18 protein-coding genes are annotated in these 23,274 nt (G+C 72.0%); 5 read left to right on the top strand and 13 right to left on the bottom strand.

Annotated features, from left to right (window positions below; all coding sequences use genetic code 11):
- Positions 1–94 precede the first annotated feature (94 nt).
- From ABZ826_RS03980 to ABZ826_RS03970, 3 genes are all read right to left on the bottom strand, one after another.
- On the bottom strand, positions 95–1,084 hold the full coding sequence (locus ABZ826_RS03980; RefSeq protein ID WP_266358614.1) for a malate dehydrogenase: 990 nt from the start codon (positions 1,082–1,084) through the stop codon (positions 95–97).
- 513 nt (positions 1,085–1,597) lie between these two features.
- The gene (locus ABZ826_RS03975) at positions 1,598–2,440 is read right to left on the bottom strand and encodes a DUF3017 domain-containing protein (protein WP_361441704.1); all 843 of its coding nucleotides are present in this window, start codon (positions 2,438–2,440) and stop codon (positions 1,598–1,600) included.
- A 29-nt stretch (positions 2,441–2,469) separates the two neighbouring features.
- Positions 2,470–3,333, bottom strand: coding sequence for a bifunctional methylenetetrahydrofolate dehydrogenase/methenyltetrahydrofolate cyclohydrolase (locus ABZ826_RS03970; RefSeq protein WP_361441701.1), 864 nt, complete (start codon positions 3,331–3,333; stop codon positions 2,470–2,472).
- A 228-nt stretch (positions 3,334–3,561) separates the two neighbouring features.
- Between ABZ826_RS03970 and ABZ826_RS03965 the strand changes: the two genes are divergently transcribed.
- Positions 3,562–4,284, top strand: a complete 723-nt coding sequence (locus ABZ826_RS03965; RefSeq protein ID WP_361441698.1) for an RDD family protein — start codon at positions 3,562–3,564, stop codon at positions 4,282–4,284.
- A gap of 82 nt (positions 4,285–4,366) precedes the next feature.
- On the opposite strand, the gene purH is transcribed toward ABZ826_RS03965, so the two are convergent.
- Positions 4,367–5,920 (bottom strand): bifunctional phosphoribosylaminoimidazolecarboxamide formyltransferase/IMP cyclohydrolase, encoded by a 1,554-nt coding sequence (gene purH / locus ABZ826_RS03960; RefSeq protein WP_361441695.1) that lies wholly within the window; start codon positions 5,918–5,920, stop codon positions 4,367–4,369.
- Entirely contained in the window at positions 5,907–6,563 is a 657-nt protein-coding gene (gene purN, locus ABZ826_RS03955) for a phosphoribosylglycinamide formyltransferase (protein WP_361441692.1), read from the bottom strand. Before purN ends, purH begins: the two co-directional genes overlap by 14 nt.
- Positions 6,564–6,903: 340 nt before the next feature.
- Here purN and ABZ826_RS03950 point away from each other — a divergent pair, with 340 nt between their 5' ends.
- Positions 6,904–7,833: a hypothetical protein gene (locus ABZ826_RS03950; protein ID WP_361441689.1), complete on the top strand. Its 930-nt coding sequence runs from the start codon at positions 6,904–6,906 to the stop codon at positions 7,831–7,833.
- A gap of 34 nt (positions 7,834–7,867) precedes the next feature.
- On the opposite strand, the gene ABZ826_RS03945 is transcribed toward ABZ826_RS03950, so the two are convergent.
- Positions 7,868–9,397, bottom strand: a complete 1,530-nt coding sequence (locus ABZ826_RS03945; RefSeq protein WP_361441827.1) for a DUF6350 family protein — start codon at positions 9,395–9,397, stop codon at positions 7,868–7,870.
- A gap of 125 nt (positions 9,398–9,522) precedes the next feature.
- Here ABZ826_RS03945 and ABZ826_RS03940 point away from each other — a divergent pair, with 125 nt between their 5' ends.
- A complete protein-coding gene (locus tag ABZ826_RS03940; protein ID WP_361441686.1) occupies positions 9,523–10,959 on the top strand; it encodes a helix-turn-helix domain-containing protein in 1,437 nt (478 codons plus the stop codon).
- A gap of 139 nt (positions 10,960–11,098) precedes the next feature.
- Here ABZ826_RS03940 and sucD read toward each other — a convergent pair whose 3' ends face one another.
- From sucD to ABZ826_RS03910, 6 genes are all read right to left on the bottom strand, one after another.
- Positions 11,099–11,983: a succinate--CoA ligase subunit alpha gene (gene sucD / locus ABZ826_RS03935; protein ID WP_361441683.1), complete on the bottom strand. Its 885-nt coding sequence runs from the start codon at positions 11,981–11,983 to the stop codon at positions 11,099–11,101.
- Between the two features lie 21 nt (positions 11,984–12,004).
- On the bottom strand, positions 12,005–13,186 hold the full coding sequence (sucC, locus tag ABZ826_RS03930) for an ADP-forming succinate--CoA ligase subunit beta (RefSeq protein ID WP_361441680.1): 1,182 nt from the start codon (positions 13,184–13,186) through the stop codon (positions 12,005–12,007).
- A gap of 489 nt (positions 13,187–13,675) precedes the next feature.
- Complete coding sequence (locus ABZ826_RS03925; protein ID WP_361441677.1) at positions 13,676–14,893, bottom strand: VWA domain-containing protein; 1,218 nt, start codon at positions 14,891–14,893, stop codon at positions 13,676–13,678.
- Entirely contained in the window at positions 14,890–17,400 is a 2,511-nt protein-coding gene (locus tag ABZ826_RS03920) for a DUF5682 family protein (RefSeq protein WP_361441674.1), read from the bottom strand. Before ABZ826_RS03920 ends, ABZ826_RS03925 begins: the two co-directional genes overlap by 4 nt.
- The gene (locus ABZ826_RS03915) at positions 17,397–18,509 is read right to left on the bottom strand and encodes an AAA family ATPase (RefSeq protein ID WP_361441671.1); all 1,113 of its coding nucleotides are present in this window, start codon (positions 18,507–18,509) and stop codon (positions 17,397–17,399) included. The genes ABZ826_RS03920 and ABZ826_RS03915 overlap by 4 nt, the downstream gene beginning before the upstream one ends.
- Positions 18,510–18,619: 110 nt before the next feature.
- Positions 18,620–18,976 carry a hypothetical protein gene (locus tag ABZ826_RS03910; RefSeq protein WP_361441824.1) on the bottom strand — a complete coding sequence of 119 codons (357 nt, stop codon included), beginning with the start codon at positions 18,974–18,976 and terminating at the stop codon, positions 18,620–18,622.
- 213 nt (positions 18,977–19,189) lie between these two features.
- On the opposite strand from ABZ826_RS03910, the gene ABZ826_RS03905 reads away from it, so the two are divergent.
- Positions 19,190–20,638 (top strand): SWIM zinc finger family protein, encoded by a 1,449-nt coding sequence (locus tag ABZ826_RS03905; protein ID WP_361441668.1) that lies wholly within the window; start codon positions 19,190–19,192, stop codon positions 20,636–20,638.
- A gap of 22 nt (positions 20,639–20,660) precedes the next feature.
- Positions 20,661–22,295: a DUF5691 domain-containing protein gene (locus ABZ826_RS03900; protein ID WP_361441665.1), complete on the top strand. Its 1,635-nt coding sequence runs from the start codon at positions 20,661–20,663 to the stop codon at positions 22,293–22,295.
- Positions 22,296–22,602: 307 nt separating this feature from the next.
- Here the strand turns inward: ABZ826_RS03900 and ABZ826_RS03895 are convergent, their stop codons facing one another.
- Complete coding sequence (locus ABZ826_RS03895; RefSeq protein ID WP_266748044.1) at positions 22,603–23,016, bottom strand: cobalamin B12-binding domain-containing protein; 414 nt, start codon at positions 23,014–23,016, stop codon at positions 22,603–22,605.
- Positions 23,017–23,274: the final 258 nt, after the last annotated feature.

Here is a 23,274-nt window from a genome sequence, read left to right as displayed (position 1 = left end):
ACGCGGCCGCCCCCGGCAGCGACGGCTGCCGGGGGCGGTGGGGTACGCGTCAACAGGCGTACGGACCTGATCCGGGCGGACCGGATCAGGCGGATCAGATCAGGCCGAGCTCGCGAACCGCGTCGCGCTCCTCGATGAGCTCCTGCACGGACGCGTCGATGCGCGTACGGGAGAACTCGTTGATGTCCAGGCCCTGGACGATCTCGTACTTGCCGTCCTTCGTGGTGACCGGGAAGGACGAGATGATGCCCTCGGGCACGCCGTAGGAGCCGTCCGACGGAATGCCCATGGAGGTCCAGTCGCCGGCGGCGGTGCCGTTGACCCAGGTGTGGATGTGGTCGATGGCTGCGTTGGCGGCGGAGGCGGCCGAGGACGCGCCACGGGCCTCGATGATCGCGGCGCCGCGCTTGGCGACGGTCGGGATGAAGGTGTCGGCCAGCCACGCCTCGTCGTTGACGAGCTCGGCGGCGTTCTTGCCGGCGACCTCCGCGTGGAAGACGTCGGGGTACTGGGTCGCCGAGTGGTTGCCCCAGATCGTCAGCTTCTTGATGTCGGAGACGGCGGCACCGGTCTTGGCGGCCAGCTGCGAGATCGCGCGGTTGTGGTCGAGGCGGGTCATCGCGGTGAAGCGCTCGGCCGGTACGTCGGGAGCGGCGGCCTGCGCGATGAGCGCGTTGGTGTTGGCCGGGTTGCCGACGACGAGGACCTTGATGTCGTCCGCGGCGTTGTCGTTGATGGCCTTGCCCTGCGGCTTGAAGATGCCGCCGTTGGCGGACAGCAGGTCGCCGCGCTCCATGCCCTTCGTACGCGGACGGGCGCCGACCAGCAGGGCGACGTTGGCACCGGCGAAACCGACGTTGGCGTCGTCGGTGATCTCGATGTTGCGCAGCAGCGGGAAGGCGCAGTCGTCGAGCTCCATCGCGGTGCCCTCGGCGGCCTTCAGGCCCTGCGGGATTTCCAGGAGACGCAGGTTGACCGGCACGTCCGGGCCGAGCAGGTGGCCGGAGGCGATGCGGAAGAGCAGCGCGTAGCCGATCTGGCCGGCTGCGCCGGTCACGGTGACATTCACGGGAGTGCGGGTCATGGCGATCTCCGTTAGACAGCTGGCGGTGGGGGTCCCTGCCCCTGGTGCTGGACATCCCTGAATCTTGATGTGAAGAGATATCCAGCGTTCAGGCTATCCGACCGGGAACCTCCCGACCCCCCTGCCCCCTGTGGCACCGCACACAACCTGTCACACAGCGCTCACCCGGCCGTATCCACTCACCCGGGAGGCGGTCGCTCGATGGCGGGCCTTCTCGTCATCGTCATGCCGGACACACCGTTGCGGGACGATCACACCGTGGCGGAATGGTCACTTCCGTGCCACAGGCCACAGGGCTCCCTTGTACTGGTCTTCGCCGTCGACGAGGCTGAAGTCAGGACGGGGGCAAGGCCGCTCAAGTCACCACATTCCGGCGCGACTTCGCTCCGGTGGCCCCCCGCCCTCGGGTGTCCGTCCCTTCTCGGGGGAGGGGACGGACACCGTCCGCGAACGGCGCGGCCGTGCGGACGGACGGGCGAACGGGCGAACGGGCGAACGGGCGAACGGGCGGACTCAGCGGATCGTGAAGTGGACCGCGTCCTCCAGGAACGGCATGTCCAGCCACGGCTTGGGCTGCGCCACCAGCGCGAGCATCACGATGAGGAAGCCGAGCAGCCCGTACGTCACCAGGTCGGTGAAGCGGGAACGGACCGCCAGCATGCCCACCGACGGGACCACGAGCCGCAGCACGGCGCCCCCGATGAGGGCCGCCCCGATCAGGATCGTGCCGATCCTGAATGCCTCGGCGAAGGGGTCGACGGCCACGATCAGCAACCCGATCCCGGCCGTGCAGAGCACGGCGAGCAGGGGCCACTGCCGGGCCGGTGCGGGGGCGTCCCCGGACGCGGCACGGCCACCGCCCTCGGGGCGTGCGGTGTCCCGGGTGAGCGAGGGGAACCTCCGCGACGGACGCGCCCCCTCGCGCGGGGCGGCCTGCGGACGAGCACCCTCGCCCCGGCCCGAGTCGGCGCCGGAGCCCGAGCGGGAGCCGGTGCCCGAGCCCTGCTTCGCACCGGAGGCGGAGCCCGTGCGGGAGTCCGATCCGGACTCCGGCTCCGAGCCCTCATCCGCACCGACCGCCGCGCCGGCGGTCGCGTTCACATCAGCGTTCACATCAGCGTCCGCATCCATGTCCGCGCCGGTGTCCGCATCCACGTCCGCGGGGCCCCGAGCGGCCGCCTCTTCAACTGCCCCTGCAGCGGCGGCGCCCTTCGAAGCGGCGCCCTCACGGGTCGCAGCCCGATCCGGCACGGCCGCATCCGCCGCACCGGCGGCGGGCAGCTCCGCGTCCGACGGCACCGGAGACGTCCGGTCCGCCTCGGCGGCCGGGTCGGCCGGACTCGTACCAGCACCCATGGGGTTCCTTCCGGATCGGGTCGGTCGGCTCAGACCGCGGCGGCCGCGTCGCGCTCGGCGGCCTCGACCACGTTGACGAGCAGCTGGGCGCGGGTCATCGGGCCGACGCCGCCCGGGTTCGGGGAGATCCAGGCGGCGACCTCGGCCACGCCCGGGTGGACGTCCCCGACGATCTTGCCGTGCTCGTCCCGGCTGACGCCGACGTCGAGCACGGCCGCGCCCGGCTTCACGTCCTCGGGCTTGATGATGTGCGGAACACCGGCGGCGGCGACGATGATGTCGGCCTGCCTGAGCTGCGCGGAGAGGTCACGCGTACCGGTGTGACACTGGGTGACGGTGGCGTTCTCCGACTTGCGGGTCAGCAGCAGCGGGATCGAGCGGCCGATGGTCACACCGCGGCCGACGACCACGACGTGCGCCCCGTTGATCTCCACGTCGTGGTGGCGGAGCAGCTGGACGACACCCTGCGGGGTGCAGGGCAGCGGACCCGTCTCGTTCAGCACGAGACGGCCGAGGTTCATCGGGTGGAGGCCGTCGGCGTCCTTGGCCGGATCCATCAGCTCCAGGACGCGGTTGGTGTCGATCCCCTTGGGGAGGGGAAGCTGCACGATGTAGCCCGTGCACTCGGGGTTGGCGTTGAGCTCCCGTACGACGGCCTCGATCTCCTCCTGGGTGGCGGTGTCGGGGAGTTCGCGCTGGATCGAGCCGATGCCGACCTGGGCGCAGTCGCGGTGCTTGCCGTTCACGTACCACCGGCTGCCCGGGTCGTCCCCGACGAGCAGGGTTCCCAGGCCGGGGGTGATGCCCTGCGCCTTGAGGGCCGCCACGCGGACGGTGAGATCGGACTTGATCGCGGCTGCGGTGGCCTTGCCATCGAGAATCTGGGCAGTCATGCCCCCATACTCGCGGATGACCCCGCCCGCATACCAATTCCGGGCGCCGAGGGTGGACACGAAGTTGCACTTGAGCAACATCCACCGATACCCGCTGGACAAACTTACGTCCCGCTTATAACGATGATGAACGCAGTGCCGCAGAAGTACCGGGGGGCGGACCGCTGATGTTTTCTTTCCTCCGCGCGGCCGCATTCGTCCCCGCACGTACGTTGGAGGAACGCCCAGATGAGCTTCGGCGACCCGAACTCGAACAACCCCTACGGCCAGCAGCCCGGCCAGCAGCCGCAGGGCCAGCCCGGCTACGGGCACCCGCAACAGCCGCCGCAGGGCGTACCCCCGCAGCAGGGCCAGCCCGGCTATGGCTACCCGCAGCAGGGTCAGCCGGGTTACGGCTACCCGCAGCAGGCGCCGGGCACGCTCCAGGCCAACAACGGGTACATAAACGTCCCGGTCCTGGGCACTGTCCAGGTCGCGTCGATGGGACGCCGCCTCGGCGCTCGCGCCATCGACGGCGTCGTCATCGGCGTCATCCTCAGCATCATCATGGGGATCGGTCTGGCCGGCGCGGTGGGCATCGCCAAGGACTGCGATCCCAACTCGGCGGACTACACCTCGTGCATGAATGACGCCAGCGCCGGCTTCGTCACCGTGATGTTCACCTGGATCGCTGTGATCGCCGTCTTCACGCTGCTCTACGAGTGGCTGATGATCTCGTTCGTCGGCGCGACCGTGGGCAAGCTCGCCGTCGGCCTGCGTGTCGTGAAGGAGAACACCGGCCAGAACCCGGGCCTCGGCTCCGGCTTCATCCGCTACATCATTCCCATCGTCGGCGCGTTCCTCTGCTACATCGGCGCCATCCTCGTCTACCTCTCGCCGTTCTTCGACAACTCCGGGAAGCTGCAGGGCTGGCACGACCGTGCCGCCGGCACCCTGGTGATCAAGAAGTAGCGCATCCGGCACGCCCGGCGTGCCGCGCATACGAAGGGCCGGAACTCCGCACGGAGTTCCGGCCCTTCGCGCTGGGGAACCGTCAGTGGAAGAAGTGCCGCGTACCCGTGAAGTACATCGTCACGCCCGCCTTCTTCGCGGCCTCGACGACCAGCTCGTCGCGGACCGAACCCCCCGGCTGGGCCACGGCCTTGATGCCGGCGGCGGTGAGGATCTCCAGCCCGTCCGGGAACGGGAAGAACGCGTCGGAGGCGGCGTACGCGCCGCTCGCCCGCTCCTCGCCCGCCCGCTCGACGGCCAGCTTCGCGGAGTCGACCCGGTTGACCTGCCCCATGCCGACGCCGACGGAGGCACCGCCCTTGGCGAGCAGGATCGCGTTGGACTTGACCGCGCGGCAGGCCTTCCACGCGAAGGCGAGCTCCTTCAGCTCGTCCTCCGAGAGGGCCTCGCCGGTGGCGAGGGTCCAGTTGGCCGGGTCGTCGCCGTCGGCCTGGAGGCGGTCGGTGACCTGGAGCAGCGCGCCGCCGTCGATCGGCTTCACCTCGACCGGTGCGGTCGGGGCGTCGGGGCAGCGCAGCACCCGGATGTTCTTCTTCCGGGCCAGGACCTCGACCGCGCCGTCCTCGTACGCCGGGGCGACGATGACCTCGGTGAAGATCTCCGCGACCTGCTCGGCCATGGCGACGGTCACCGGACGGTTGACGGCGATGACGCCGCCGAAGGCCGACAGCGGGTCGCAGGCGTGCGCGTTGCGGTGCGCCTCGGCGACGTCGTCGGCGATCGCGATGCCGCACGGGTTGGCGTGCTTGATGATCGCGACGCACGGCTCGGCGTGGTCGTACGCGGCCCGGCGCGCGGCGTCGGTGTCCGTGTAGTTGTTGTACGACATCTCCTTGCCGTGCAGCTGCTCCGCCTCGGCCAGGCCGCCGGTGCCGGAGGTGTAGAGCGCGGCGGGCTGGTGCGGGTTCTCGCCGTACCGCAGGACGTTCTTGCGCTCGTACGTCGCACCGAAGAAGTCGGGGAAGCCCGAGTCGTCGGCGGCGGCGTAGTCGTCCGCGAACCAGGAGGCCACCGCCACGTCGTACGCGGCGGTGTGCTGGAACGCCTCGGCGGCCAGGCGCTTGCGGGCGGTCAGATCGAAGCCGCCCGCCCTGACTGCGGCGAGGACGTCGCCGTACCGCGCGGGGCTGGTGACGACGGCCACGGACGGATGGTTCTTGGCCGCGGCGCGGACCATGGAGGGGCCGCCGATGTCGATCTGCTCCACGCACTCGTCGGCGGAGGCGCCGGAGGCGACGGTCTCCTTGAACGGGTACAGGTTCACGACGACGAGGTCGAAGGGCTCGACACCCAGCTCGGCGAGCTGCTCGCGGTGGGCGTCCAGGCGCAGGTCGGCGAGGATGCCGGCGTGGACGCGCGGGTGCAGCGTCTTGACGCGGCCGTCGAGGCACTCGGGGAAGCCGGTGAGCTCCTCGACCTTGGTGACCGGCACTCCGGCGGCGGCGATCCGCCCGGCGGTGGAGCCGGTGGAGACGAGCTCGACACCGGCCTCGTGCAGACCGCGGGCGAGGTCTTCGAGCCCCGTCTTGTCGTAGACACTGACCAGGGCGCGGCGGATGGGCTTATTCACCGACATGACCGAGATGAACCTTTCGTCCCTCAATGCGATAGCCGTCGCGGGCGAGCCGCCCCACGGCCTCGACGAGCAGCTTGCGCTCGACTTCCTTGATGCGTTCATGGAGGGCTGCCTCGCCCTCCGCCGTGTCCGCTTCGGTCACCTCGACCACGCCCTGCGCGATGATCGGACCGGTGTCGACGCCGTCGTCGACGAAGTGGACGGTGCACCCGGTGACCTTCACGCCGTACGCGAGCGCGTCACGCACCCCATGGGCACCGGGAAAGCTGGGGAGCAGGGCGGGGTGGGTATTGATGAACCGGCCGCCGAACCGGGCGAGGAACTCCTTGCCCACGATCTTCATGAATCCCGCGGACACCACGAGGTCCGGGCGATGCTCGGCCGTCGCGGCCGCCAGCGCCGCGTCCCACTCCTCGCGGGTGGCGTGGTCCTTGACCCTGCACACGAAGGTCGGCAGCCCGGCGCGCTCCGCCCGCTCCAGGCCGACAATGCCACAGCGGTCGGCGCCGACCGCGACGACCTGCGCGCCGAAGCCCTCGGGATCGTCACCGATGGCGTCGAGCAGGGCTTGGAGATTCGTTCCTGAGCCGGACACCAGCACGACCAGGCGGGCCGGGGCGGCGGAGGGGGGCGGGGAGGCCACGGCTGGGCCCTTTCTCGCGTGGTGAAGCAGAGTGACGCTGATTTGTATGGTCGTACGAATGAACCGAACCCCTCGATACGGGGAACTCTACGAACGAGCCGACCGTCAGCAACGATACCGGCACCTCCCAGGCCCTCTGCGGGACGGGGGTGAGGGGCCGCGGGCCGGCCGCGGGGAGCGGCGGGAGCGATGGGGAAGCGCCGGAGCGCCCGGTTGACGGCTACCGGCCGCCCGGCGCAGCCGCTCCCAGCTTTCGGCCCCTCCTGGCCGGGAGGTAGCGTCAGGGGACAGGGAACCGTCCGCAGGGCGGAAATGACGAGATGGGGAAGACGTTCACCATATGCCGGACCGACGCCGCCGCACCGCCTTCCGCCACCCGCTGCCCGAGCGGACCTCACTACTGCTGCGGGAGCGCCAGTCCCCCACGGGCCCTGCCTCTTCCTCCGGCGCGTCGGGGTCCACGGGCCCCGCGGACGACAACCCGTTCGCCGCACCGCCGGAGAATCGCCCCGACCAGCCCTGGCAGCCCCGCCACCCCTCGAACGCCGGGAACGGCAACGGGGACGGGAACGGCGGCCGGGGCAACGACGACGGGGCGCCCGAGGCCGGCTCCTCCGACGAACGGCCGGCCTGGGGCAGCCAGTGGAGCAGCCGGCAGCCCGGTCGCCAGAGCGGCGGCTTCGGCGGCCGCCCCGGAGGCCAGGACGGGCCGAACGGCCCGGGTGGACCCAAGGGCAGCCCGGGCGGACTGCGCTGGGACCCGACCGACCCCGCCCAGCGCCGCGCGCGCTACGCACTGCTCTGCGGCATGTGGGCCTTCTTCTTCGCGCTCTTCGACTTCCCGGAGATCGCCCTGCTGCTCGGCGCGCTCGCCCTGTACTGGTCGATCAGCTCGCTCCGGGCCAAGCCGAAGGGCGCGCCCGCACCGGGCGGCTCCACCGGAGCGGCCGGGCCGGCCGCCCCGTCCGGCCCCCCGGCCGCCGGTCCCCTCCAGGGCTCCGGTTCCGGTCATGTTCCGGCGCCCCCCGCGCCCGGATCCGCACCCGGCGCCCCCGCTCCGGGCTACGGCAGGCAGCAGACCACGGCTGCGGTCAGCGGCCTGGTGACGGCGCTGCTCGCGCTCTCGATCGTGGCGACGACGTTCACGGTGCAGCTGGTCTACCGCGACTACTACACCTGCGTGAACGACGCCCTGACCAAGTCCGGCCAACTGGCCTGCAACGACCTGCTGCCGAAGCCGCTGGAGCCCTTCTTCGGCGTCAAGAACTGACACCCGCCGGCGCCCGCCGGCCCCGCACGACATCTCAGGAATGAACGGACGGCCCCGCGTCCCCGGGCCGGGCCGTCCGTTCGTGCCAGGGATCGCTCGGCAGGAAGTCGTACGGTTCGCAGTCCTCGTCCTTCCCGGCCGCAGGGGGTGCCGCCGCGGGGGACACACCCCTGAAGGGGCGTACGGGCACCGGCGCCGCCCCCGTTCCGGGCAGTTGCTCGGGCACCTCCGCAGACTCCTGACCGGCGACCGCCTGCCCCGCCGCCGTCACCGGCTCCGTACCCCGTCGCCACCACCCCCCGGCACTCCCCCGCAGCCGCCAGGCCCGCAGCAGCAGCGCCCCGGGGACACCGAGCACCGCCGTCCACGCCAGGGCCGCCGCGCCCGTCAGCCACCACACCGGGCCGAACTCCGCCAGCGCCCCGGTGCCCAGCGGTCCCCCCGCGGCCCCGGCCAGCACCGCCGTGCCCACCCCGCACCCCAGCGCCCCCAGCCCGGCCGACAGCGCGGTCTCCCCCGGACTCCACGCCTCCTCCCGTCCGGCGTCGGCGGGTGCGGCCCGTCGTACCGTGAACCAGGCGACCGTCAGCCCGGCCGCGACCGGCACCGCCCCGGCCGCCCAGTTCAGGACGGTCGCCGGGCCCTGGTCCGGCACCGCCGCGAGCAGCGGGAAGGCGGGCCGCGCCGGACGCCCCGTGAAAGCGAGCGGGGTGACCGTGGAGGCCGTACCGAGGGCGAAGCCCGGTCCGAGCCCGTAGGCGGCGCCCCAGACCGCCGCGTTCGGCACCAGGGCCAGCGCGAGCAGCAGCACCGGGACCCGGCCGGCCCAGTCGCCGGAGAGCTGGATGAACGACTGCTGCGCCGGCTGCGCGTGCCAGACCAGCGACACCGCGACCAGCAGCGCCCCGCCGCCGAGCAGCATCGCCACCCCGGCAGCGGCCGACCGGGCGACCGTGTCGGCGTGCTCCTTGAACCGGGTACGCGCCAGCTCCTCGTGCACCCGCACCGGTGCCCAGGACGGCGGCGGGCCGATGGGGCGCCCGGAGGCCGTCCAGACCCCGGCCGCCGCCGCACCGGCCACCACAATGGCCGAAGGGAAGAGCAGCGAGCCCGCGTGGACGGACAGCGAACCGCCCCGCGCATAGAGCGCGACAGCGGTCCCGACCACCAGATATCCGCCGATGGTCAGGAGGAACGCGCTCGCCGCCGAGGGTGCCTGACGCCCCTCGTCGACCTCCAGGGTGTCCCGGGCCGCACGGTGCACCAGCCACACCGGAATCACGGCGAGCAGGAGCGGGACGAGGCCGACCGGGGCAGGGACCCCGCTGAGCGTGTCGGCTCTGATCAGCTCCGCCCCGTGGGCGAGCAGCCAGAGTCCCGCCGACGCGTGAAGGGCCTCGCCGGGGCCGTTGTCGGGGGCCGGGGAGCTGATCCACAGCACCATGACGAGCACCGTGAACCCGCCCAGCCCCAGTCCGGCGGCCAGCGCTCCACGCAGGAAGGCGAAGGCCAGAACGGCGGACCTGCTCTGCTCGGCCGGCAACGAGGGGCTGCCTTCGGTCACTTGGGTCACACCGCCATGCTGCCAACGACACGCGCTTATTCCGCGTAACAGGCGAACACCCGCTGTGTCGCTCAATATGCGTTTATGTACTTTTCCACCCGGCGTAGGCCCTCGGGGGGGCATTCATGACGCAGAGCTCGGCCGATGCGACCACCGCGCATCCGCTTCCCGCCCCCAAGGAGCGACGCAGGCTGCGTAAGGCGAAGTCGTTGAGTGAAGAGCAGGTCGCGACGGCGATGGGCGTCACCCGGGCCACGGTGCGGGACTGGGAAAGGGGCCGCACCGCGCCCCAGGGGCGCAGGCGAGAGGCGTACGCCAGGCTGATCGGCGGGGGCCGGACAGGCTCTCAGGCCACGCCCGCGGGTACCCGGACCAAGCCCACCGCCCCGAGTACCCGGCCGAAGGCCGCCGCCAAACGAGCGGCCCGACCGGTGACGCCGACGACGGTCGGGAGACTGTCCAAGCCGGTGACGCCCCCTCCGCCGTCCCCTCAATCGTCCCGCCCGCCGACCCCCGTCGAAGCCACCGGGAGCACCGCCATGGCCCCGACCGAGCCCGGCACCACCCCCGATCCGCCCGGCTCGTCCGGCACATCGGGCACACCCGGCGCGTCCGGCTCGTTCGGCTCGTTCGGCTCGTCCAGGGGCGCGGGCGACGCATCCGCGGTGCCGGCGGCACCTGCCGCCCACATCGCGCCTGAAGCACCCGGAGCCGATGAGGCGCCCGAGGCGGCTGTGGCGCCCGGAGCGGCAGCCGAGGCTTTCGACGCTCTCCACGCACATTGCGCCGCCGCCCTTCTGCACCAGACGTTCCTCCTGACCGGGCGCAGCGGCCTCTCCCAGGAATCCGTCGCGCGGGCCTTCGCGCGGGCCTGGGAACGCTGGCCCGAGGTCGCGGTGGATCGCGATCCGGTCGGCTGGGTGCGCGCCGCCGCGTACGAGTACGCGACATCGCCCTGGCACCGGTTGCGCCGCACGCACCGCCGCTTCGACCCGCCGCCCGCCGAACCCGGTGCGCGCGCGCTGTTCGACGCGCTGCTCGCCCTGCCGCCGTCGTACCGTCGGACCCTGCTGCTGTACGACGGTGTCGGCCTGGACCTGCCGGAGACCGCCGCGGAGACGGAAGCCAGCACCCCGGCGGCGGCGAGCAGGCTGATGAACGCCCGTGCCGCGGTCGCCGAGCGGCTGCCCGAGCTGGCGGAACCCTCGTCGTCCGGCGAGCAGTCGGCGCTCCTGCACGAACGGCTCGGCGCGCTCGCCCGGACCCAGGCCCCCGCCCAGCTCCCCTCGCCGGACGTGATCCGTACGAACAGCGAGCGCAGGGCCCAACTGTGGACCAGGGCGACCGTTTCCTTCACCGCGCTGATCATCGGTCTGACGCTGTTCACCCTGGCGACGGCCCCGACGCGGTACGAGACCCCGGAGTCACCCGCTCAGCAGGTCGGCGGGGTGCCGCCACGCAGCGGCCCGCAGAAGCTGACGCCGCAGGACCTGGAGCTGCAGAAGCAGTTGCACGGCGAACTCGTGCAGGGTCCGGGCCGACTGGTCCCCCGGGGCGGCTGAACCCGCGAACCGGCGGGCCGCGCGAGGGGCGGCGGACAGCGGAAAACGTCGCGGGCCCGTATCCCTGTGCAGGGGTACGGGCCCACGACGTCTGTGCGGTGACGCGATACTGCGGTGCTGCTCCGACGTGGTGGAGCGATCAGGCGCCGAGGATCTCGCGCGCCAGCTTGGCGGTCTCGGTCGGCGTCTTGCCGACCTTGACGCCGGCGGCCTCAAGGGCCTCCTTCTTCGCCTGCGCGGTGCCGGAGGAGCCGGAGACGATGGCGCCGGCGTGGCCCATGGTCTTGCCCTCGGGGGCGGTGAAGCCCGCGACGTAACCGACGACCGGCTTGGTGACGTTGGCCTTGATGAAGTCGGCCGCACGCTCCTCGGCGTCGCCGCCGATCTCGCCGATCATCACGATCAGGTCGGTCTCGGGGTCGGCCTCGAACGCCGCGAGGGCGTCGATGTGCGTCGTGCCGATGACCGGGTCGCCACCGATGCCGACGGCGGAGGAGAAACCGATGTCACGGAGCTCGTACATCATCTGGTAGGTCAGCGTGCCGGACTTGGACACGAGACCGATGCGGCCGGGCTTGGTGATGTCGCCCGGGATGATGCCGGCGTTGGACTGACCGGGGGTGATCAGACCGGGGCAGTTCGGGCCGATGATCCGGGTCTTGTTGCCCTTCGAGCCCGCGTACGCCCAGAAGGCGGCGGAGTCGTGGACGGCGATGCCCTCGGTGATCACGACGGCGAGCGGGATCTCGGCGTCGATCGCTTCGACGACGGCGGCCTTGGCGAAGGCCGGCGGCACGAAGAGAACCGACACGTTCGCGCCGGTCTTCTCCATCGCCTCGGCGACGGTCCCGAACACGGGTACCTCGTTGCCGTCGAAGTCGACGGACGTGCCGGCCTTGCGCGGGTTCACGCCGCCGACGACGTTGGTGCCGTCACCGAGCATGAGCTTGGTGTGCTTCATGCCGGTGGCACCGGTCATCCCCTGGACGATGACCTTGCTGTCCTTGGTGAGGAAGATAGCCATGGTGTTGGAGTCCCTCGTCCCTTACTTCGCAGCCGCGGCGAGCTCGGCGGCCTTGTCGGCCGCGCCGTCCATGGTGTCCACGCGCTGAACGAGCGGGTGGTTGGCGTCGGAAAGGATCTTGCGACCCAGCTCCGCGTTGTTGCCGTCGAGGCGCACGACCAGCGGCTTGGTGACTTCTTCGCCCTTGGACTTGAGCAGCGCAAGCGCCTGGACGATGCCGTTGGCGACCTCGTCACACGCGGTGATGCCGCCGAAGACGTTGACGAAGACGGACTTGACGTCCGGGTCGCCGAGGATGATCTCCAGGCCGTTCGCCATGACCTCGGCGGAGGCGCCGCCACCGATGTCGAGGAAGTTGGCGGGCTTCACGTTGCCGTGGTTCTCACCGGCGTACGCGACGACGTCCAGGGTCGACATGACCAGACCGGCGCCGTTGCCGATGATGCCGACCTCGCCGTCCAGCTTGACGTAGTTGAGGTTCTTGGCCTTGGCGGCAGCCTCGAGCGGGTTGGCTGCGGCCTTGTCCTCAAGGGCCTCGTGCTCGGGCTGACGGAAGTCGGCGTTCTCATCGAGAGACACCTTGCCGTCCAGCGCCAGGACGTCGCCGGAGGCGACCTTGGCGAGCGGGTTGACCTCGACGAGGAGCGCGTCCTCGGCGACGAAGGTGTCCCACAGCGTCACCATGACCTCGGCGACCTTCTCGGCCACCTCGCCCGGGAACTTCGCCTGGGCGACGATCTCGCGGGCCTTCTCGATCGTGACACCGGTGTTGGAGTCGACCGGAACCTTCGCGAGGGCCTCGGGGGTCTTCGCCGCGACCTCCTCGATGTCCATGCCGCCCTGCACCGAGGCCATGGCCAGGAAGGTGCGGTTGGTGCGGTCGAGGAGGTACGAGACGTAGTACTCCTCAAGAATCTCCGGCGCGGTCTCGGCGATCATCACCTTGTGGACCGTGTGGCCCTTGATGTCCATGCCGAGGATGTCGGTCGCGCGGGCGACCGCCTCGTCGGGGGTGGCGGCCAGCTTGACGCCGCCGGCCTTGCCGCGGCCGCCGACCTTCACCTGCGCCTTGACGACCGACTTGCCGCCCAGCCGCTCGGTCGCCTCGCGGGCTGCCTCAGGCGTGTCGATGACTTCACCGGCCAGCACCGGTACACCGTGCTTGGCGAAGAGGTCCCTCGCCTGGTACTCGAACAGGTCCACGCGCGTCCGTCCCTTAATCAAATGGTCTCGCGGTTCGTTATCTGCGTGGGCGTGCCGCGAGGGGCAACGTGACTTCTCTGTCACCAGGAAGGCGCACACAGTGACCCCGGGTACGCGGCATGTCCATCTCGCAGGTTATCCCCGCGCTCCGCCGGACCCTAAATCGCAGATCGCACCTGAGCGGTGATTACGGTCACAGATCCGGTCCGTGGCCGGGTCGCAGTGGACAGAACGGCGCGGATGCGATGTCTGCGGGGAAGGGCGCCTGGACCAGCCAGTCGGGTGGTTCAGGGGCAGCCGGTCCCGGCTGCCCCGCTCGAACGGGAAGGGTCCGCTGGATCCTGCGCCGGGCCGGCCGGCGGCGTCATGGAGCATGCCGGGGACCGCGGCCTCGACCGTGTTCGGCACCCGGTCCCCTCGTGCCGGACCGGCTCGGCCCGGTCGGCCGGCTCGGCGGTCGTGCCGGCCCCGCGTCGGTGCCGCCACTCGTCACTGAACGATCTCCTTGTCCGGTACGGGCAGCGGCCTCTTCTCGATCGCCGCCGCCATCACCTCCGGGAAGAGATCCGGGGTGCATGCGAACGCGGGTGCGCCCAGGGCCGCGAGGGCCGCCGCGTGGTCGTGGTCGTAGGCGGGCGCACCCTCGTCGGACAACGCGAGCAGCGTCACGAACTGCACGCCGGAGGCCTTCATCGCGGCGACCCGCTTCAGCATCTCGTCGCGTATACCGCCCTCGTAGAGGTCGCTGATGAGCACGACGACGGTGTCGGCGGGGCGGGTGACCTTCGACTGGCAGTAGGCGAGCGCCCGGTTGATGTCGGTCCCGCCGCCGAGCTGGGTGCCGAAGAGTACGTCGACGGGGTCGTCGAGCTGGTCGGTGAGGTCGACCACGGCCGTGTCGAAGACGACGAGCCTGGTGCGCAGGGTGCGCATGGAGGCGAGCACCGCGCCGAAGACGGAGGCGTAGACGACCGAGGCCGCCATCGACCCGGACTGGTCGATGCAGAGGATGACGTCCTTCTTCACGGACTGCGCGGCCCGTCCGTAGCCGATGAGCCGCTCGGGGACGACGGTGCCGTACTCGGGGAGGTAGTTCTTGAGGTTGGCCCGGATGGTGCGGTCCCAGTCGATGTCGTGGTGGCGCGGGCGGTTGATCCTGGCCGAGCGGTCCAGCGCGCCGGTGAGTGTGGCCCGGGTACGGGTGGCCAGCCGCTTCTCCAGATCGTCGACGACCTTGCGCACGACGGCTCTTGCGGTCTCCTTCGTCGTCTCGGGCATGGCCTTGTTGAGCGAGAGGAGCGTTCCGACGAGGTGGACGTCCGCCTCGACGGCCTCCAGCATCTCCGGTTCGAGAAGCAGGGCGGAGAGCCCGAGCCGGTCGATCGCGTCACGCTGCATGACCTGGACCACGGAGCTGGGGAAGTACGTGCGGATGTCTCCGAGCCAACGCGCCACCGAGGGGGCGGAGGCTCCGAGCCCCGCCGAGCGGCTGTTCCCGCCCCGGCCACCGGGACTCCCCCCACCGCCGTACAGCGCGCTGAGTGCGCCGTCCATCGCGGCGTCGCGTCCGGTGGGAGTGCAGCCGGTGCTCTGGGCGCTGTCGCCGCCCAGGACCAGCCGCCACCGGCGCAGCCGTTCGTCGTTCGCCGGGCCGGACGGCGATCCGTGGGCCGGATGCGGTGCGGTGCCGGCCGTGTCCGTGGTCATCCTGTCGCCCCCAGTGGCTCCTTGGCGTTCTCGACTCTGTCGTGCCCCTCGTTCCCCTCGTCCGGGCCGACGCCGCCCGGGTCCGGACCGGTGCCGGTGCCGGTGCCGGTGTCCAGGCCGAGCATCAGGCGCAGCACCGGGACCACCGCATCGGCCCGGTCCGTGTCGAGTCCGGGGCCGAAGCCGGGTGCCGTCGTACCGGGGCCGGTGCCGGTGGTCGCCGGCCCCCCGGTGGCCGGACCGCGCCGTACCAGCTCGCCCAGCGTGCGCCGTACGCCCGCCTCGTACGCCGAGAAGGTGCGGCGCAGCAGGGGCAGTACATCGGCGAAGGTGTCGGCGGGAACGCCGATGAGCCAGGCGTCGACCAGGCCGAGCAGCCGCTCGTCGTGGACGAGGAGCATGCCGCCCCCGGCGGCCCCGCCGACGAACCCCTCGATCCAGGCGGCGGCCTCGGCCGGGGGTGTGCCGGGCGAGAGGGCCAGGCCCATCAGCCGTGCCGCGTCGTCCTCCGCGAGCTGTCCTTCGTCGAGCAGCAGTCGGGCCGCACGGCCCCGGATGACGCCCGCGACCGTGTCGCGGGCGGCCAGTCTGCGCAGTACGGCGGTCCAGCGCGCACGCAGCCCGGCCCCGTCGGCATCCGCCCGATCGCCCCCGGCGAGCAGCCCGATCGCGGAGTGGACCCCGTCCACCCGGCGGCGCAGTTCGGCGGCACCGTCGGCATCGAGTCCGGTGCACGCGGGCGGCAGTCCGACGCAGATCCGTTCGGCGAGCCCGGCCGCGACCCCGCCGAGCGCCGCCGTGTCCGTGGACCGCACATCGCCGTAGCGCAGGGTGCGGGCCAGCGCGGGAAGGGCGTCGGCGAGATGGCCGACGTCGGCGTCGAGCGCGGCACGGTCGGCGAGGGCTCTCATCACCACGGGGAGCGCGTCGGCCAGTTCCGCGAGGAGGCAGTGCTCGGCCAGTGCGGTGACCTCGGCGAGCGTGGTCGCCGAAGCGGCCTGGGACTCGGCCCTGGCGGTCGCGGCGGAGAGCACGGTGGTGCCCCAGGTCCCGGCCTCCGCGACGCGTACGTACAGCTCGGGTTCCCAGCGCAGCCGCCAGCTCTCCCGGAACGTGCCGGTGCTCGCCCGGCCGGTGACGGGCTCGCCCCAGCCGACGGCGAGGATCCGCAGCCGGTGGAGCAGCCGGCTGCGGGCCGCGTCGGTGTCCTTGCGCAGGTCGAGCTCCAACTCCCGCTCCAGCGCCTCCGGTTTGAGCCGGAGCGTGCGCTGCTGTCGGGTGAGGTCGCGTTGCAGGGGCACGGCGGGGGCGGTGTCCGGCACTTCACCGAGTGTCTCGCCGACGATCAACCGGTCCTGCACGAGCGCGAGCGGCACATCGGAGCCTTCGCACATCACGGCCCTGATCGCGTCGGTCGTCTCGCCCAGACCCGGGAGCGGGCGGCCCCGCATGACAGCGAGGGTCTCGGCGAGCCGGACGGCCTCGATGACATGGGCGGACGAGACGAACCGGTCCTCGTCGCGAAAGAGCCCGGCGACCTTGGTCATCCACCGTTCGATCGGACGGTCGGCGGCGTCGAAGAGGTGTCCGTACCAGCCGGGTGAGTCGATGCCCGCCCCGTATCCGCTGTGCCGGGCGAGCCGGCGGTGCGACCAGGGGACCCAGGTCAGCTCGGCCTTGACCTTGGGCAGCCCCTTGAGCAGGGCCCGGTCGGCGGCGAGCGTGGTCTTCGCGCCGAGCGCGGGCACGTGCCAGGCGCCGCAGACGACCGCGACGTCCTCGCCGAACTCCTTCACCGCCTTGCGCAGTTGGAGACGCATGTACGCCTCCCGGACGGTGTCACGGGGATGACCGCCGTCTCCGTACACCTCGCGCAGCGCGGTCATCGCCTCGGCGAGCGCGGCGAACGGTGCCCGCGGATCGGTGTCCTCGCCGTCCCGGGCGCGGTGTTCGACGACGTCCTCCCACCAGCGCTCCGGATCGTCGTAACCCGCCGTCCCGGCCAGCACTCCGATGGGGTCGACCGGTGCGGGTACGGGCGGGCCGCCCGCGCCCGCCCCCGGGTCCGCGTCCCCGTCCGCCGCCCCCTTCCCGCCTCCGTTCCCGTCCTCGGCCCCGTCCTCGTTCCCGTCCCCCTCGTGGCCCGCTCGGCGCTCCTCCGTCTGTGTCATGGCCAGGGAGTTGGCGGCGGGCAGGTCGATGAAACGGACCGGCACGTCGTGCGCCAGCGCCCAGCGGATCGCGACCCACTCGGGCGAGAACGCGGCCAGCGGCCAGAACGCCGCCTGCCCGGGGTCGTCCACGGCGTGGGCGAGAAGCGCCACCGGGGGCCGCATCTGCTCGTCGGCGGCCAGCGGCAGCAGTGCGTCACCCTCCGGGGGCCCCTCGATGAGCACGGCCCCCGGACGAGCGGCTTCCAGGGCCGCGCGGACGGCTCTGGCCGAGCCGGGCCCGTGGTGTCGCACGCCCAGCAGCAGCGGTCCGGCAGGACGCGCGGCCGGGGTCATGCGGACACCTCGCGGCAGGCGCGGTAGAAGTCCTTCCACCCGTCCCGCTCACGGACCACGGTCTCCAGGTACTCCTGCCAGACCACTCGGTCGGCCGCGGGGTCGCGGACGACCGCGCCGAGGATGCCCGCCGCCACGTCACCGGGGCGCAGCACCCCGTCGCCGAAGTGTGCGGCCAACGCGAGGCCGTTGGTGACGACGGAGATCGCCTCGGCCGTCGAAAGCGTCCCCGAGGGCGATTTGAGTTTGGTACGCCCGTCGGCGGTGACGCCGTCGCGCAGTTCGCGAAAGACCGTGACGACACGCCGGATCTCGGCCAAGCCGTCGGGTGCGGCCGGGAGGTCGAGCGACCGCCCGATCTGGTCGACGCGCCGGGACACGATGTCGACCTCCGCCTCGGGGGTGGCCGGCAACGGAAGCACGACGGTGTTGAACCGGCGGCGCAACGCGCTGGACAGCTCGTTGACCCCGCGGTCGCGGTCGTTGGCGGTGGCGATGACGTTGAACCCGCGGACCGCCTGGACCTCCTGCCCGAGTTCCGGGACGGGGAGGGTCTTCTCCGACAGGATCGTGATGAGCGAGTCCTGCACATCGGCGGGGATTCGGGTGAGCTCCTCGATCCGCGCGGTCATGCCACCGGACATGGCGCGCATGAGCGGGCTGGGCACCAGGGCGTCCCGGCTGGGCCCGTGCGCGAGCAGTTGCGCGTAGTTCCAGCCGTAGCGGACGGCCTCCTCCGGGGTGCCGGCGGTGCCCTGGACGAGCAGCGTCGAGTCACCGCTGACGGCGGCGGCGAGATGCTCGGAGACCCAGGTCTTGGCGGTGCCGGGAACGCCGAGGAGCAGCAGGGCCCGGTCGGTGGCGAGCGTGGTCACGGCGACTTCGACGAGGCGGCGCGGACCGACGTACTTGGGTGTGATCACCGTGCCGTCGGGCAGGGTGCCGCCGAGCAGGTACGTGGCGACGGCCCACGGGGAGAGCTGCCAACGGGCGGGCCGCGGGCGGTCGTCGGCCGCGGCGAGGGCCTTCAGCTCATGGGCGAAGGCGTCCTCGGCATGCGGTCGCAGCGCCTGCGCGGCAACGGCTGCGGTGGTTTCGGACACGGTCATGGATCCCCCTCCAGATCGGTCGACCTGATGTGGTTCCCACCGTGCACCATGGCACTGACAATCGGCCCCGACCGCAGGTCAGGACCGATTCAGCCGCTTCGGGGAGGAGTTCAGCCCGTCACCGGCGAGACCGCCACGCAGCCGCCCGCGGTGAGGAGGCCCTCGCCCTCGGCCTTCTTGATGACCTTGCCCTTGTACGTGATCGAGCAGGCGACCTCGGCGCCGTCCTCGTCCAGGGCGACCGGCATGACGGCAGGAGGCATGATTCCGCGCAGCGTGACGGTCTTCCGCCACGGCAGGGTGGGCGACTCGACCGTCTCGATCTTCGGCTCCATGGCCTTGCCCCCGCCCCCGTGGAACTGGATCTCGTCGACGTTCGTGCCGGTGACCTCGTAGGTGACTTCGTAGGTCTCGTCCACGGCCTTGTCCACCTGGTCGACGGCCTCGGAGCAGGCGCCGAGGCCCATGGCGAGGCCGAGGACGACGGCTGCGCGGACGGCGGCACGCACGGCGCCGACGTCACGGATGTTGCGGACGGTGCAGCTCATCGGTCGATCCCCCCGGATCCGAGTGTCAAAGCTCGCAGCGAATCGCAAAGAGAGAGTAAAGTCAAGTCGCGTGCATGACGACGAATCAGCAGGTCAGAACGATTGTCAGTGGCGCGCTCTACCGTCGTTCCCATGCTGCTATCTCACGGGGGAGAACCCTTGCACGCGGCCGACCCGGCGGCGCGCTGGACAGTGGAGCAGGTCCTGGCCCTGGCTCCTGACGAGGCATCACGCAAGGCGGGGAGCAAGCTCGGTTCGGCCGGTCCGTGGTCGGGCGCCGGGTGTGACGGTTCGGGTGCGGTGTGGGGGCTGTGCAGAGGAAGCGGAAGCAAGCCGTATCAGACGGTGGTCGACACCACCGGCCCTGCATACAAGTGCAGTTGTCCCAGCCGGAAGTTCCCGTGCAAGCACGCACTGGGCCTGCTGCTGGTCTGGGCGTCCGGCGAATCGGCCCTGCCCGCAGGCGAGGTCCCGGACTGGGCCGGTGAGTGGCTGACGGGCCGTCGCAGGCGCGTGGCGGAGAAGAGCGGGGGGAATGCCGGGGCTGCGGCCGGCGGCGCCCCGGCCACCGGCCCGGCCGATCCGGAGGCCGTCCGGCGGCGCGCCGAGCGCCGGGCCGAACGGATCACCGGCGGTGCGCAGGAGCTGGAGCGGCGACTGGGGGATCTGCTGCGCGGCGGTCTGGCGGCGGCCGATCAGTCGGGGTACGGGCTGTGGGAGGAGACGGCCGCCCGCATGGTCGACGCCCAGGCTCCCGGACTGGCCTCACGGGTAAGGGAATTGGGTGCCGTCCCGGCGTCCGGGCCGGGCTGGCCGGTGCGTCTGCTGGAGGAGTGCGCGCTGCTCCATCTGCTGGACAGCGCGTGGCTGCGCATCGACCGGCTGCCGGAGCCACTGGCGGCCACGGTCCGCACACGGGTGGGGCTGACCGCCGTCGCCGAGGGCCCGTCGGTCCGCGACCACTGGCTGGTCCTCGCCCAGTACGACACCCTGGACGGCAAGCTCGTCACGCGCCGGATCTGGCTGTACGGGAAGGACTCGGGCCGTGTGGCGCTGCTGCTCTCCTTCGGGGCGGCCGGGCGCTCCCCCGGTCTGGCACTGCCGGTGGGCGTCACGATCGACGCCGAGGTCACGCCCTTTCCGGGCGCCGGCCAGTTGCGGGCGGAGCTGGGTCGGCAGTTCGGTGTCCCGTCATCGGCCGGTGCGCCACCGACAGGTGGCACGGTGGCGGCCGCGATCGGTGCGTACGGGGACGCGCTTCGGAACGATCCCTGGCTGGACTCCTGGCCGGTGACGCTGCGCGAGGTCATACCCGTGCCGTCCGGGGACGGCTGGCAACTGGTGGACGCGGCGGGGGACGCAGCCCTGCCCCTCACCCCGGCGGCGCTGTCCCGGCCCGGCCTGTGGAAGCTCGTCGCGCTCTCCGGCGGCTCCCCGGTCACGGTCTTCGGCACATGCGGCCACCGCGGCTTCGACCCGCTCACGGCCTGGTCCACGGACGCGGATGGCGACGGTGCCGAGACCGACGGCGCCGAAATCAGCAGCGCCGCAACGACGTCCGAAACCGTGCCGCTCATCTGACATCGGATTCGAAGGGAGACCCATGCCTCGCACCACGAAAGCCACACCCCGCACCACCACAGCCATGCCACCGACCGTCTCCGCCGTGCCATGGGAAGAACTCGTCACCTTGGCGCTGCTCGGCACCGACCGCCGCCCCCCGGAGGGAGGGGGCGGGCCGGTCGGACTGCTGGACGCGGCGGCGCTCCACACCGTGCGGCGCAGAGCGGGGCTGCTGCCCGCCACCGCGGCCGCCCGCCCCCGCCCGGCGCCCGCCGATCCCCGCCCGCCGCTGCCCCCGGCCGCCCGGCGCAGGCTGGCCCAACTCCTCACGGACCGTTCGGCATCGGGCGGTTCGGGCGGCCGGCGCGGCACGGCCCCTGATCTCACGGAGCTGATCCCGCAGTGGCTGGCCACCGCCAACCGAAACGGCTACGGGGCACCGCCCGCACTGCTCCCGCCCCTGCTGGACGCGGCCCGGTCCCGCACCGATCTGCGGCCTCAGGCACTGGCCTTCGCGGGACCGCGCGGGTTGTGGCTGGCCGGACTGAACCCCGAGTGGAAGTTCGCGCTGCGCGGCTCCCCCGGCGGCTCGTCGCTGCCCGACGTCACCGATCCGGAAGCGGTCTCCCGGCTCTGGCAGGAGGGCCTCTTCGCCGAACGGGTCGCCCTGCTCGGAGCCGTGCGCTCGCACGATCCGGCCGAAGCGCTCGCGCTGCTCGCCACCACGTGGACGACCGAGCGCGCCGAGGACCGGCTGATGTTCCTCGATTCTCTGCGCACCGGACTGTCCGCGGTGGACGAGTCCTTCCTGGAACAGGCCCTCTCCGACCGCAGCCGCAATGTCCGCTCGACTGCGGCCGAACTGCTGTCCGCGCTGCCGGAGTCGGCGTTCGCCGGACGGATGGCGGCCCGCGCGATGTCCTGTGTGAGTCCGGACCTCACAGGTGACGCCGCCTCCGTCGCCGTGGAGGCCCCGCACGAGTGCGACGCGGCGATGGAGCGCGACGGCGTGGTGGCGGTGCCGCCGTCCGGGCGGGGCGAACGGTCGTGGTGGCTGGGCCAGTTGGTGGAGGCCACACCGCTCGCCACCTGGCCGGTGCGATTCGGTCGCCGTACCGCACAGGAAGTGGTCGCCCTGCCGGTGGCCGACGGCTGGGCGGAGGAACTCCACGCGGCATGGTGCCGGGCAGCAGTGCGGCAGCGGGATCCGCGGTGGGCGCGCGCACTGCTCGGCTCCCCCTCCGTCCCCCCGTCGAACGGCCCCGGTACGGCGTCGCTCGCCGAGCGGTCGAAGCTTCTCGCGGTACTTCCCGCGCCCGAACGGAGCGCATGGGTGGCCGGCTTCATCGCGGCGCACGGGCTGTCCGAGGCGTTCCAGCTGCTCGGGGTCTGCCCCACTCCATGGGCCGAGCCACTCGGCCGCTCGGTCGTCGACGCCCTGGACATCGCCCGGGACGCGGGCAGCTACCCCTGGAGCTTCAGCGGTGTGATGGGCCTCGCCGAGCGCTGCCTGAACCCGGCCGAGGCGGACCGTCTCGAAATCCTCACCACCACCCCGGACGAACCGGAGAACGCCTCACCCGGCGCGAACGGCTATTGGTCGGAGGCGTTCCAACGGCTGGTCTCCACATTGCGGCTGCGCGCGACGATGGACGTGGAGCTGATACCGGACTGAGGGTGCGCCGGACTCCGGGTATTGCTCGACGGACTCCAGGTTCGTCCGACAGACTCCGGGTTCGTCCGACGGATTCCGGGCTCGCTCGACGGACTCCGGTTCGGGGGCGCCGCCGGTGCACCGGACTGTCTGCGCGTGGGCCGGGGCAGGGACCAGGACCTGTGCACGGCTGGGGAGGGCGGGTCAGTCAGCCGTCACCCGGGTCCGTCACCCGCGTCCGGGCGTCACCCGGCCTGAGGTCGGGGCGGCCGGGACCACCACCCCGGGCAGCCGGACCGAGCGGCCCGCTGCCTCGTGGTGGGAAGGGTCAGGCCTCCGCGGGGTGCCGGACGTTCGCGTTGACCCAGTCGACGATCGACGCCGTCGTCGCACCCGGGGTGAAGATCGCCGCGACGCCCTGTTCCTTCAGCGGGGCGATGTCCGCCTCCGGGATGATGCCGCCGCCGAAGACCTTGATGTCCTCCGCCTCGCGCTCCTTGAGCAGCTCGATCACCTTGGCGAAGAGCGTGTTGTGCGCGCCGGAGAGGATCGAGAGGCCGATCGCGTCGGCGTCCTCCTGGATCGCGGTGTCCACGATCTGCTCCGGCGTCTGGTGGAGCCCGGTGTAGATGACCTCCATACCGGCGTCGCGCAACGCCCGCGCGATCACCTTGGCCCCGCGATCATGGCCGTCCAGGCCCGGCTTGGCCACCACCACACGGATAGGACCGGTCACACCCATCACTGCCTCCACATGCGTCTCCCGTGCCTGAAGGGCCGGGGATGTGAACGAACGTTATCGACAGCATCCCGCAACCCGCCGTTTCGCGGTGGGCGGGGAGGGGGAAATCACACGTGGGACATGTTCACCGGGCGCCGTTCCCGATTCACGCGGCACACCTGCCGTGCGGGACCCGGCCGCCAGGGGAGCCGCTACGAGGTCACCGTACCGCCGCGCCGCCAGCCGCGCGGCACGGCGGTACGGCCCGTCGGCCCATCG

The sequence above is a fragment of the Streptomyces sp. NPDC047515 genome, assembly GCF_040643055.1.
Lineage (GTDB): Bacteria > Actinomycetota > Actinomycetes > Streptomycetales > Streptomycetaceae > Streptomyces.
Note: the sequence above shows the minus strand (reverse complement) of the source record. Positions and strands in the feature narration are given on the sequence as shown.

What these genes read in the sequence shown, in the direction of transcription:
- ABZ826_RS03970 (WP_361441701.1), bottom strand. Translation starts at nt 3,333, where the DNA reads ATGACTGCCCAGATTCTCGATGGCAAGGCCACCGCAGCCGCGATCAAG.
- ABZ826_RS03915 (WP_361441671.1), bottom strand. Translation starts at nt 18,509, where the DNA reads ATGACCGTGTCCGAAACCACCGCAGCCGTTGCCGCGCAGGCGCTGCGA.
- ABZ826_RS03920 (WP_361441674.1), bottom strand. Translation starts at nt 17,400, where the DNA reads ATGACCCCGGCCGCGCGTCCTGCCGGACCGCTGCTGCTGGGCGTGCGA.
- sucD (WP_361441683.1), bottom strand. Translation starts at nt 11,983, where the DNA reads ATGGCTATCTTCCTCACCAAGGACAGCAAGGTCATCGTCCAGGGGATG.
- ABZ826_RS03905 (WP_361441668.1), top strand. Translation starts at nt 19,190, where the DNA reads ATGCTGCTATCTCACGGGGGAGAACCCTTGCACGCGGCCGACCCGGCG.
- ABZ826_RS03980 (WP_266358614.1), bottom strand. Translation starts at nt 1,084, where the DNA reads ATGACCCGCACTCCCGTGAATGTCACCGTGACCGGCGCAGCCGGCCAG.
- ABZ826_RS03975 (WP_361441704.1), bottom strand. Translation starts at nt 2,440, where the DNA reads ATGGGTGCTGGTACGAGTCCGGCCGACCCGGCCGCCGAGGCGGACCGG.
- ABZ826_RS03950 (WP_361441689.1), top strand. Translation starts at nt 6,904, where the DNA reads ATGCCGGACCGACGCCGCCGCACCGCCTTCCGCCACCCGCTGCCCGAG.
- ABZ826_RS03895 (WP_266748044.1), bottom strand. Translation starts at nt 23,016, where the DNA reads ATGGGTGTGACCGGTCCTATCCGTGTGGTGGTGGCCAAGCCGGGCCTG.
- ABZ826_RS03940 (WP_361441686.1), top strand. Translation starts at nt 9,523, where the DNA reads ATGACGCAGAGCTCGGCCGATGCGACCACCGCGCATCCGCTTCCCGCC.
- purH (WP_361441695.1), bottom strand. Translation starts at nt 5,920, where the DNA reads ATGTCGGTGAATAAGCCCATCCGCCGCGCCCTGGTCAGTGTCTACGAC.
- ABZ826_RS03925 (WP_361441677.1), bottom strand. Translation starts at nt 14,893, where the DNA reads ATGACCACGGACACGGCCGGCACCGCACCGCATCCGGCCCACGGATCG.
- ABZ826_RS03910 (WP_361441824.1), bottom strand. Translation starts at nt 18,976, where the DNA reads ATGGGCCTCGGCGCCTGCTCCGAGGCCGTCGACCAGGTGGACAAGGCC.
- ABZ826_RS03965 (WP_361441698.1), top strand. Translation starts at nt 3,562, where the DNA reads ATGAGCTTCGGCGACCCGAACTCGAACAACCCCTACGGCCAGCAGCCC.
- ABZ826_RS03900 (WP_361441665.1), top strand. Translation starts at nt 20,661, where the DNA reads ATGCCTCGCACCACGAAAGCCACACCCCGCACCACCACAGCCATGCCA.